The following is a 10,960-nucleotide window of genomic DNA, read 5'->3' as shown; positions in this document are numbered from 1 at the left end:
TTTTTATATTTTTCTCCAAACATCCGCTTCGACCTCCCTGTCGTCCGCCCCAGGGGCGCGGGGAACTGCGCGAACGGCCCCGACGGCGCCGCACCCGCCGACGAAGAGGAAGCCTCCGCCTCGTACCGCGCCACCAGTTCCTGCCCCTTCTCCAGCACCCCCTCCGGCAGCCGTACAGTCCCCGAAGCCGCCGTGACAAGGTCGACCCGCGCCCCGATCTCCCCGGCGAATTCCGCGAGGCGCCCCGCATCCGCGGGGGACCGCATGTCCACCAGCGCCACCACGACGTACCGTCGCCGCGGATACCGCCCATGAAGATCACGGACAGTGTTCAGCACCGTGTTGCCCGTGGAGAACTCGTCGTCGACCAGGACCAGCGGCCCGTCGCCGGCGAGCAGCCGGGGGTCCTCCGGCAGCAGCAGGTGCGAGGTCGCGTGGGAGTGGGACTCCTCGAAACCGCCGGCCGGGTCGAGACCGGCGATCGGGCGGCGGGTGGAGTGCAGGTAGGGGGCGAGGCCCAGCCCGTCGGCGACACAGTGGCCGAGGCCGGTCGCGGTCTCGGCGTAGCCGAGGACGACGGCCCTGCGGGCCTCGTCGTCGCCCAGCAGCTCACGCACCCGGCGGCCGAGCTCCCAGCCGTAGCCGTACACGACGGACGGCGACTGCGGCACATGCTTGCCCAGCACGTTCGACACGAGCAGGTGGGCCCGCTTGGGGTTGCGGCGCAGCGCCAGCCCCAGCAGGCCGGTCAGCCCGTCGTCGCCGACGAGCTCGACGCCGAGCCGCTCGGCGACCCAGTCGCCGGACCAGACGCCGCCGGCCGTGTCGCGCACCTCGGGGTGCTCCCCCTCGTTCACTGCCTTCTCCATGAACCCTTCGAATTCCTCGGAAGCCGTACGGTCAGCCGGGCAGGCCGGCGGCCAGCAGTTCCACGAAGCCGATGTCCTGGTTCGCCACGCCGAAAACCTCGGCACGCAGCAGGGTCCGCTCGGCCCAGGCCCGGTGCGGCTTCACCTCGTTCATCTTGTTCGTGTACGCCGATCTCAGCACACCCCCGCCGCCGCGCTCGGGGCGCAGGATGTCCTGGGCGTCCGAGAACTCCTCGTGGCTGACGACCGACAGGGCGTGCACCGGCAGCACGTGCGAGGGGTGGATGCAGGTCTTGCCCAGCAGCCCGTTGGCGTGGTCCAGGGAGATCTCCCTCAGCAAGCCGTCCATGGCGTGCTCGATCAGCTTCTCGCGCAGTTCCGCGGCCTGCACCTCCAGGAAGGGGCTCTGCCGCAGCAGCGGCTTGAACATGCGCTCCTGGACCCGGAAGTACTCCCACACCGGCCCCGTGACGGTGAAGCCGGTGCCGTCGGCGCGGCCCAGCATGTTCACCACGTCGGCGATCACGGAGGCGACGATCTGCACGTCGTAGGCCGTCATGTCGGGGCCCCTGCGCAGTCCGTAGGAGGAGCAGAAGTCCGTCACGCCGAGGCGCAGGGCGAGGACGCGGTCGCGGTACTTGTCGACCGCGCGGGAGATGCCCTCCAGGGTCTCCACCCGCGACTCCCGGTAGAGCAGCTCCGGGGACTCCAGCACGGGCATGGCGAAGAGCCGGCGGCCGCTCTCTCCCTCGGCGGTGGCCAGGGCCTCGAGGAAGGGGATGCCGCGTTCCTCGGTGAACTTGGGCAGCACGAATCCGGACAGCTGCCGGACGGCGGGACCGAGACGTCGTACCAGGTCGGGTATCTGCTCGGGGGCGCGGACCCGGATGAACAGCAGCGGCAGGTCGGCGTCCGGGAGGTCGTCGAGAGCCGTGAGCTGGCGGACCAGGTTCTCCTCGCCGGGGCCGACGTCCGCGTCGTCGATCGAGTCCTCCAGGCACAGCACCATCGAGACCACACCGCGTCCGGCCTGCTTGAGGACATCGTCGGCCAGGCGCGGCCGGGTGGCGGGGCTGTACAGCGTGGCGCCCAGGGCGACCGAGAGCAGCCGGGCCGGGGAGTCCGGGGTGAAGGCGCACGGCTCGCGGAAGAAGAGACGCTTCCGTACCTCAGGGGCGACGTGCCCGAAATGACGCATAAAACTCCCCCGTGGTGATGATGCGGCCTGCGAATCGATGAAAGGTGGCCGGTAATAGTACGTAGATGTCCATGTCACAGGTTCCCATGAGGCATGAATTTCAGGTAACGCGGGCAATCACAGCCAGTACCCGGCCATGACGACGGTAGTCCGCCACGGCCGTCGGCGCCGCTCGTGACCGCGGCCCCCCGCGTTGTCGTGAGCAGGACCGAGAAGGCAGGATGACCGCATGACGCACGCGATGCTGAAGGGGTCGAACGTCCCTCTGGAAGCCACCACGGTGCGGGCCGTGCTGCGCTGGACACCCGGGCAGGGGGTTCCGGACGTCGACGCCTCCGCGCTGCTCCTCGGCCCCGACGGTCGTGTGCGCTCCGACGAGGACTTCGTCTTCTACAACCAGCCCCGGCACCCGGCCGGGAAGGTGTGGCGACTCGGCAAGAAGCGGGACGCCGAGGGCCTGACCGACACGATCCAGACAGACCTCACCGGTGTCGAGTCGGAGGTCAGCCGGATTCTGCTGGTCGCATCGGCGGACGGCGTGACGTTCGACCGCGTACAGGCCCTGCGCATTCTGCTGTACGACGCAGCGGGCACCGGCGCCGAGGCGCTGGCGTACTTCGACGTCAAGCCGGAGACGGGCGAGGAGACCGCGCTGATCTGCGGCGAGCTGTACCGCCGCGGGGAGGGCTGGAAGTTCCGGGCGCTGGGCGAGGGCTACTCGAACGGGCTGAAGGGGCTCGCGACCGACTTCGGCATCTCGGTGGACGAGTCGGAGGCCCTGGAGGAGTCGACGACGACGGTCCCCGCGCCCCCCACGACGAACACGCCCGCGCAGCCGACGACCGGCGGCCCCTCGCAGCAGACCCCCGAGGTCTCCCTGCCGCTGCCCCCGGAGCAGCCGAACACGGTGCCCACGCAGCCCGGCTACGGGTATCCGCAGCAGCCGCCGACCACGCAGCCGGCCTACGGCTACCCGCAGCCCACGAGCCGACCCGCGTACGGCTACCCCCAGGCACCGGCCACGGCGGGCGCAGCGGGGGGCCAGACCGGCTACGGCTACCCGCCGGCGGCCACCACGGCCCCCGACCCGGACTTCCGCCTGCCTCCTCAGGGCCCGCAGTTCATCGGCCGCTAGCCGGACCCTGCCCCGGCGTTGGACGGGGGCTCCCCGGTCAGCGGTCGACCTTCGTCTTGTAACCCCGCCCCCACTGGAGCCCCCACCCGTACAGCCGGTCCAGCTCGGCCTGGAAGCCGTAGACGAACTTCGCCTCGCGGCGGACGATGATCTCGTTCTTCACCTTCTCGATCATGACGACGGCGCAGGAGCGGGCCTGCGGCTGGCGTTCGTCGAGATGGATCTCGATGCGGGGGCCGTTGCTCGGGTAGAGGGTGACGATGGCGTGGGCGCGGTCGAAGGCGGGCGTCTGGTCGTAGATGTAGACGAACACCAGCAGCCGCTTGATGCTGTCACGGTGGTCGAGGTTGATGTACATCGTCTCGCCGGACCCGGAGCCGAACCGGTCGTCGCCGCTGAGCTTGACGTACGGCGGGGCGTTGACGTCGCCGTAGTAGCCGCCGAGGGGCTGGACGACGCCCTTGCTGCCGTCCTGGAGTTCGTAGAGGCAGCCGAGGTCGAGGTCGACGTTGACCATGCTCTGGCTGTGGCCGACGACCTCGGGGGGCTTGAGGGCCCGGAAGGGATGGCGCAGCAGGCTCTCGCGCTGGTTCCCGCCGATGTCGGAGGTGCGCATCCGCCAGCTGAGGTTGACGCGCAGATGGCCGCTGGCGGCGTCCTGCTTGGTGAGTGATATCTGCGCGCGCCGTTTGGTCAGCTCGATCGCGTTCGTCGCCGCGTGGCCCGAGTCGAACTGCACATCGCCACGCCGGAGTCCGTCGAACAGGCCCATTCCGCCCCCACGTTCACTTGGAGGCCGCAGGTCACCGCCGTACCCACGGCCCATGAAGACCGGCGGGGCGGCCGCCGAGGAGTCCTCGGTGGCCGCCCCGCACAGAGCGTTCCTCGCTCGGAGGGGTGTCACACCCCGGACGAGACCTCAGTCTTCTCGCCCGAGCCGGCATTTCCCTCGGCCGCCGCGAGCGCCTTGTTGCGGCGGACCGAGGACCAGAAGGAGGCGGCGATCAGGACGACGCCGATGAGGCCGGTGATGATCTCGTTGATCTCGTACCGGATGGTGACGAGCAGGATCGCGGCGAGCGCGCCGATGGCGTAGTGCGCGCCGTGCTCCAGGTAGACGTAGTCGTCGAGGGTGCCCTGGCGGACCAGGTAGACCGTGAGCGACCGGACGTACATGGCGCCGATGCCGAGGCCGAGGGCCATCAGGACGATGTCGTTGGTGATGGCGAAGGCGCCGATCACGCCGTCGAAGGAGAAGGACGCGTCCAGGACCTCGAGGTAGAGGAACATGAAGAACGCGGCCTTGCCGGCCACGACGACCGCGGAGCGCGGCTTGCCGGCGCGGACCGCCTCTTCCTCCTGCTCGTGCTCGCGTTCCTCCTCCTCTTCGAGCTTGTCCTCGAAGTAACCGGAGAGGCCGCCCACGATCATGTAGGTGATCAGGCCCGCGATGCCGGAGAGCAGAACGGTCTCCGCCTTGTCGACGTGGGTGCCGCCGTGCTGGTGGGCGTGGGTCGCGAAGGTCATCGCCGAGATCAGCAGGACGATCAGAGCGATGCAGACCGACAGCATGTCGACCTTGCCGAGCTTGGCCAGCGGGCGCTCCAGCCAGCCGAGCCACTTGATGTCCCGGTCCTCGAAGATGAAGTCGAGGAAGATCATCAGCAGGAACATGCCACCGAACGCGGCGATCGCCGGGTGCGCGTCGGTGACCAGCTGCTGGTACTGGTCCTTGTCGGTGAGCGCGAGATCGACGGCCTCGATCGGCCCGAGCTGTGCGCTGATCGCGACGATCACGACCGGGAAGATCAGCCGCATGCCGAAGACGGCGATCAGAATGCCGATCGTGAGGAAGATCTTCTGCCAGAAGGCACTCATCTTCTTCAGGATTCCGGCGTTGACCACCGCATTGTCGAAGGACAGCGAGATCTCGAGGACGGACAGGATCGCAACGACACCGAACGCGGTCCACCCTCCGTAGAAGACCGCTGCGACCAGGCCGAGCGCGGTGACCGCGAACGACCACCCGAAGGTTTTCAGAACCACTGGCTACCCAATCGTGTGTGTACGGGGCTCCCCCGCGCCGTACCCGGCTTTACGAACTTTTGAAGCCGAAGTCTAGTCGTCCCCCCTCAGCACCCCAGTGGGCCCCGGTTTTTGCTCATAACGCGCTATGAGACGTTGACCCCGAAGTCCAGCGCGATGCCGCGCAGGCCCGACGCGTACCCCTGCCCGACGGCCCTGAACTTCCATTCGCCCTGATAGCGATAGAGCTCGCCGAAGATCATCGCGGTCTCCGTGGAGGCGTCCTCGCTGAGGTCGTAGCGGGCGAGCTCCTGGCCGTCGGCCTGGTTGACCACGCGGATGAAGGCGTTGCTGACCTGGCCGAAGGCCTGGCCGCGCTCGTCGGCCAAGTGGATGGAGACGGGGAACACGATCTTGTCGCACCCCGGCGGCACCTTGGAGAGGTCGATCAGGAGCGACTCGTCGTCGCCGTCGCCCTCACCGGTGAGGTTGTCGCCGGTGTGCTCGACCGAGCCGTCCGGGCTCTTGAGCTGGTTGTAGAAGACGAACCACTCGTCCCCGAGCACGCGCCCGTTGCTGCACATCAGGGCGCTGGCGTCGAGGTCGAAGGGCGCTCCGGTGGTGGAGCGCGCGTCCCAGCCGAGCCCGACCAGCACCTGAGTGAGGTTGGGTGCGGCCTTGGACAGGGAGACATTGCCCCCCTTGGCGAGCGTGACGCCCATGTTGCTGTCCCTCCCCTTGGGGCCACAGGCCCGGTGGTGTCACTGAGGTGGTCCTGCACGTCCGGCGCCGCACGTAAACCGTGCGGCGCCGGACAAGAAGACCTTCGGGCCCTGTCGCCAGGGCCCTGGTGGTGGTTCAGACGTTCACGCCGAAGTCCTGCGCGATGCCGCGCAGGCCCGAGGCGTAGCCCTGGCCGATGGCGCGGAACTTCCACTCCGCGCCGTGCCGGTAGAGCTCACCGAAGACCATGGCGGTCTCGGTGGAGGCGTCCTCGCTCAGGTCGTACCGGGCGATCTCGGCGCCGCCCGCCTGGTTCACGACGCGGATGAACGCGTTGCGCACCTGGCCGAAGGACTGCTGGCGGGTCTCGGCGTCGTAGATCGAGACCGGGAAGACGATCTTTTCCACGTCGGCCGGGACGGTGGCGAGGTTGACCTTGATCTGCTCGTCGTCGCCCTCGCCCTCACCGGTGAGGTTGTCACCGGTGTGCTCCACGGAGCCGTCCGGGGTCTTGAGGTTGTTGAAGAAGATGAAGTGCTGGTCGTTGCCGACCTTGCCGGAGTTGTTCAGCAGCAGCGCGCTGGCGTCCAGGTCGAAGTCCGTGCCGGTCGTGGTGCGGACGTCCCACCCCAGACCGATGATGACCGCGGTCAGGCCCGGCGCCTCCTTGGTCAGCGATACGTTGCCGCCCTTGCTGAGGCTGACTCCCACGAGTCCTCCATTGGTGTCCAGGGGCGGGAAGCCCCGTTGTGCTCGGATGTCGGATCAACGAGTCGATCCTAGTGACGGGTTCCCGCCCCACCCAGGCCCTGAAGCAGGGAATTCAGCGGGTGTCGGGCGCATGCCGCCCGACCGGGTCACAGGGAGTCGAGCGCCTTCACGTAGTCGTTCAGGTCGCGCGCGTCCGGCAGGCCGTTGACGACGGTCCACCGCACCACGCCCTCCTTGTCGATGACGAAGGTGCCGCGCACCGCGCAGCCCTTGTCCTCGTCGAAGACGCCGTAGGCCCGCGAGACGTTGCCGTGCGGCCAGAAGTCGGACAGCAGCGGGTACTCCAGGCCCTCCTGCTCGGCGAAGACGCGCAGGGTGTGGATGGAGTCGTTGGAGACGGCGAGCAGCTCGGTGTCGCGGTCGGAGAACTGCGGCAGGTTGTCGCGCAGCTCGCACAGCTCGCCGGTGCACACGCCGGTGAAGGCGAAGGGGTAGAAGAGCAGCACCACGTTCTTGCGGCCCCGGAAGTCGGACAGCCGCACGGCGCTGCCGTGGTTGTCCTTGAGCTCGAAGTCGGGGGCCTTCTCGCCGACCTGGATCGCCATCGCTGTGGGTGTCCCTTCGTGGGGCTTTTCGGGTGGGACCACCCTACGCAGGCACCGGCACAGGCCGAGGGGCGGGCCGACAGACGCCGGCCCGCCCCGCCGTACGACTAACGCTTGGACTTGGCGGCCTTGGGCGTCGCCAGCCGGCTGCCGCTCCAGTCCTTGCCGACGCTGACGCTCTTGGACGCCGTCAGACCCGCCGTGGTGGCGGCTTCCGAGATGTCGCTCGGCTCCACGTACCCCGAACGGCCGGTCTTCGGCGTCAGGAGCAGGATCGCGCCGCCCTCCTCGATGTACGTGGTGGCATCCACCAGCGCATCCGTCAGGTCGCCGTCGTCGTCACGGAACCACAGCACAACGGCATCGGCCACGTCGTCGTAGTCCTCGTCCACCAGGTCGGCCTCGATGATGCCCTCGATGGCCTTGCGGAGCTCCTGGTCCACGTCGTCGTCGTAGCCGATCTCCTGGACCACCTGCCCGGGCTGGAACCCCAGCCTGGCGGCAGGGTTCGTCCGCTCCTCCGCGTGGTCCGCGGTCGCGCTCACGGGTTGCCTCCTGATCATGTCTTGGGAATAACTCAGCCACGCGCGTGCGCGAAGCATTGGCCGTAGTCCACACGGGCGGGGCGGATCGCGCAAGTACCCGGCCGTTCAGACCGCCGAAACGGTGACGATCCTGGCGGTGTCACCGCAACTCCAGGCACACCATCATGGTCCCAGGTGACACACACCACACCTTTCTGCCCCGTTTGGGCGTTTGGGAATCGTCTGTGGGTACGAGACTCGAAGGTATTCGCCCCATACGTCACGGAGTCGATCTCACGTCTGGGTTACCGCTCGGTAGAGATGACGTTTCCCGGCCCTGAGGTGGACCATGGACAGCGGCGCGCCCCCCCAGCGACGACGCCCCGGCGACGACAGCGAAACAGCGGCCCTCGCAGGCCCTCTGACAGGTAAGGAACAGCGTGGCTTCCGCATCCGATCGCAACCCGATCATCATTGGCGGCCTTCCGAGTCAGGTTCCTGACTTCGATCCCGAAGAGACCCAGGAATGGCTCGACTCCCTCGACGCCGCCGTCGACGAACGCGGCCGGGAGCGGGCCCGCTACCTGATGCTGCGACTGATCGAGCGGGCCCGCGAAAAGCGTGTGGCCGTGCCCGAGATGCGCAGCACGGACTACGTGAACACCATCCCGACCAAGAGCGAGCCGTTCTTCCCGGGCAACGAGGACATCGAGCGCAAGGTCCTCAACGCCACCCGCTGGAACGCCGCCGTGATGGTCTCCCGGGCCCAGCGCCCGGGCATCGGCGTCGGCGGCCACATCGCCACGTTCGCGTCCTCCGCCTCCCTCTACGACGTCGGCTTCAACCACTTCTTCCGTGGCAAGGACGACGGCCTGGGCGGTGACCAGGTCTTCTTCCAGGGGCACGCCTCGCCGGGCATCTACGCCCGCGCGTTCCTGCTGGACCGGCTCAGCGAGCAGCACCTGGACGGATTCCGCCAGGAGAAGTCGAAGGCGCCGTACGCGCTGTCGTCGTACCCGCACCCGCGGTCGATGCCGGACTTCTGGGAGTTCCCGACGGTGTCGATGGGCCTCGGCCCGATCGGCGCGATCTACCAGGCACGCATGAACCGCTACATGGAGGCGCGCGGGATCGCGGACACCTCCAAGTCGCAGGTCTGGGCGTTCCTCGGCGACGGCGAGATGGACGAGCCTGAGTCGCTGGGGCAGCTGTCCATCGCCGCACGCGAGGGCCTGGACAACCTCACCTTCGTCGTCAACTGCAACCTCCAGCGCCTGGACGGCCCGGTGCGCGGCAACGGCAAGATCATCCAGGAGCTGGAGTCGATCTTCCGCGGGGCCGGCTGGAACGTGATCAAGCTGGTCTGGGACCGCAGCTGGGACCCGCTGCTCGCCCAGGACCGCGACGGCGTGCTGGTCAACAAGATGAACACCACGCCGGACGGGCAGTTCCAGACGTACGCCACGGAGACCGGCGCGTACATCCGCGACCACTTCTTCGGTGACGACCACCGGCTGCGGGCGATGGTCGAGGGCATGACCGACGACCAGATCCTGCACCTGGGCCGCGGCGGTCACGACCACAAGAAGATCTTCGCGGCGTACAAGGCGGCCGCGGAACACAAGGGCCAGCCGACGGTGATCCTCGCCAAGACGATCAAGGGCTGGACGCTCGGCCCGAACTTCGAGGGCCGCAACGCCACGCACCAGATGAAGAAGCTGACGGTCGACGACCTCAAGCGCTTCCGCGACCGTCTGCACCTGCCGATCCCGGACAAGGAGCTGGAGTCCGGCGTGCCGCCGTACTACCACCCGGGCCGGGACTCGGAGGAGATCCAGTACATGCACGACCGCCGCAAGAGTCTCGGCGGGTACGTCCCCACGCGCGTGGTGCGCTCCAAGCCGCTGGCGCTGCCCGAGGACAAGACGTACGCGACCGTGAAGAAGGGCTCGGGTCAGCAGTCCATCGCGACGACGATGGCCTTCGTCCGGCTCCTGAAGGACCTCATGCGGGACAAGGAGATCGGCAAGCGGTTCGTGCTGATCGCGCCCGACGAGTACCGCACCTTCGGCATGGACTCGTTCTTCCCGAGTGCGAAGATCTACAACCCGCTCGGCCAGCAGTACGAGTCGGTCGACCGCGACCTGCTGCTCGCCTACAAGGAGGCGCCGAACGGCCAGATGCTGCACGACGGCATCTCCGAGGCGGGCTGCACGGCGTCGCTGATCGCCGCCGGCTCGGCCTACGCGACCCACGGCGAGCCGCTCATCCCGGTCTACGTCTTCTACTCGATGTTCGGTTTCCAGCGCACCGGCGACCAGTTCTGGCAGATGTCCGACCAGCTGGCGCGCGGTTTCGTCCTGGGCGCGACCGCGGGCCGTACAACCCTGACCGGTGAGGGCCTCCAGCACGCCGACGGCCACTCCCAGCTGCTGGCCTCGACGAACCCGGGCTGCGTCGCCTACGACCCGGCGTTCGGCTTCGAGATCGCCCACATCGTCAAGGACGGCCTGCGCCGGATGTACGGCGGCTCCGAGGAGCATCCGCACGGCGAGGACGTCTTCTACTACCTGACCGTCTACAACGAGCCCATCCAGCACCCGGCCGAGCCGGAGAACGTGGACGTCGACGGCATCCTCAAGGGCCTCTACCGGTTCAGCGAGGGCACGGCGGGCTCGATCCCGGCGCAGATCCTGGCGTCCGGTGTCGCGCTCCCCTGGGCGATCGAGGCGCAGCAGATCCTGGCCGAGGACTGGAACGTCAAGGCGGACGTCTGGTCGGCGACCTCCTGGAACGAGCTGCGGCGCGAGGCCGTGGCGTGCGAGGAGCACAACCTGCTGCACCCCGAGGAGGAGCAGCGGGTGCCGTACGTGACGCGCAAGCTCGCGGACGCGCAGGGGCCTGTCGTGGCCGTGTCCGACTGGATGCGGGCGGTTCCGGACCAGATCGCGCGCTGGGTGCCGCAGACGTACCAGTCGCTCGGCGCGGACGGCTTCGGCTTCGCCGACACGCGGGGCGCCGCCCGGCGGTTCTTCCACATCGACGCGCAGTCGATCGTGGTGGGCGTGCTGACCGAGCTGGCCCGTGAGGGCAGTAGCACGCTCAAGACCCGAAGCGGAGTGATCTAGCCATGGGCAGGTTGAAGCGGAGGTAAGACTTCGTGGAGGACC

General features: G+C 68.3%; 9 protein-coding genes and 1 pseudogene. 2 read left to right on the top strand and 8 right to left on the bottom strand.

Annotated elements, in window-relative coordinates; translation table 11 throughout:
* Both ABT116_RS34115 and ABT116_RS34110 read right to left on the bottom strand, forming a co-directional pair.
* The coding region (locus ABT116_RS34115; protein ID WP_351641824.1) for a phosphoribosyltransferase domain-containing protein at positions 1 to 869 on the bottom strand (869 nt) is incomplete at its 3' end.
* Between the two features lie 31 nt (positions 870 to 900).
* Positions 901 to 2,067, bottom strand: a complete 1,167-nt coding sequence (locus ABT116_RS34110; protein WP_351641822.1) for an HpcH/HpaI aldolase/citrate lyase family protein — start codon at positions 2,065 to 2,067, stop codon at positions 901 to 903.
* A gap of 229 nt (positions 2,068 to 2,296) precedes the next feature.
* On the opposite strand from ABT116_RS34110, the gene ABT116_RS34105 reads away from it, so the two are divergent.
* Complete coding sequence (locus ABT116_RS34105; protein ID WP_351641820.1) at positions 2,297 to 3,202, top strand: TerD family protein; 906 nt, start codon at positions 2,297 to 2,299, stop codon at positions 3,200 to 3,202.
* 37 nt (positions 3,203 to 3,239) lie between these two features.
* On the opposite strand, the gene ABT116_RS34100 is transcribed toward ABT116_RS34105, so the two are convergent.
* The 6 genes from ABT116_RS34100 to ABT116_RS34075 all read right to left on the bottom strand — a co-directional run bounded on the left by ABT116_RS34100 (position 3,240) and on the right by ABT116_RS34075 (position 7,811).
* Positions 3,240 to 3,974 carry a TerD family protein gene (locus ABT116_RS34100; protein WP_351641827.1) on the bottom strand — a complete coding sequence of 245 codons (735 nt, stop codon included), beginning with the start codon at positions 3,972 to 3,974 and terminating at the stop codon, positions 3,240 to 3,242.
* Between the two features lie 128 nt (positions 3,975 to 4,102).
* Positions 4,103 to 5,248, bottom strand: a complete 1,146-nt coding sequence (locus ABT116_RS34095) for a DUF475 domain-containing protein (RefSeq protein WP_351641818.1) — start codon at positions 5,246 to 5,248, stop codon at positions 4,103 to 4,105.
* 125 nt (positions 5,249 to 5,373) lie between these two features.
* Positions 5,374 to 5,949 carry a TerD family protein gene (locus ABT116_RS34090; RefSeq protein ID WP_351641815.1) on the bottom strand — a complete coding sequence of 192 codons (576 nt, stop codon included), beginning with the start codon at positions 5,947 to 5,949 and terminating at the stop codon, positions 5,374 to 5,376.
* 136 nt (positions 5,950 to 6,085) lie between these two features.
* Positions 6,086 to 6,661: a TerD family protein gene (locus ABT116_RS34085; protein ID WP_031131329.1), complete on the bottom strand. Its 576-nt coding sequence runs from the start codon at positions 6,659 to 6,661 to the stop codon at positions 6,086 to 6,088.
* 146 nt (positions 6,662 to 6,807) lie between these two features.
* Positions 6,808 to 7,266 carry a peroxiredoxin gene (locus tag ABT116_RS34080; RefSeq protein WP_351641812.1) on the bottom strand — a complete coding sequence of 153 codons (459 nt, stop codon included), beginning with the start codon at positions 7,264 to 7,266 and terminating at the stop codon, positions 6,808 to 6,810.
* 107 nt (positions 7,267 to 7,373) lie between these two features.
* Complete coding sequence (locus ABT116_RS34075) at positions 7,374 to 7,811, bottom strand: DUF3052 domain-containing protein (RefSeq protein WP_062926619.1); 438 nt, start codon at positions 7,809 to 7,811, stop codon at positions 7,374 to 7,376.
* 419 nt (positions 7,812 to 8,230) lie between these two features.
* Here ABT116_RS34075 and aceE point away from each other — a divergent pair.
* Positions 8,231 to 10,882: pseudogene (gene aceE, locus ABT116_RS34070) on the top strand (pyruvate dehydrogenase (acetyl-transferring), homodimeric type); the annotation flags it as partial.
* Positions 10,883 to 10,960: the final 78 nt, after the last annotated feature.

This window comes from Streptomyces sp. NPDC002130 (assembly GCF_040296465.1).
GTDB lineage: Bacteria > Actinomycetota > Actinomycetes > Streptomycetales > Streptomycetaceae > Streptomyces.
This window is presented reverse-complemented; position numbering and strand designations above follow the sequence as displayed.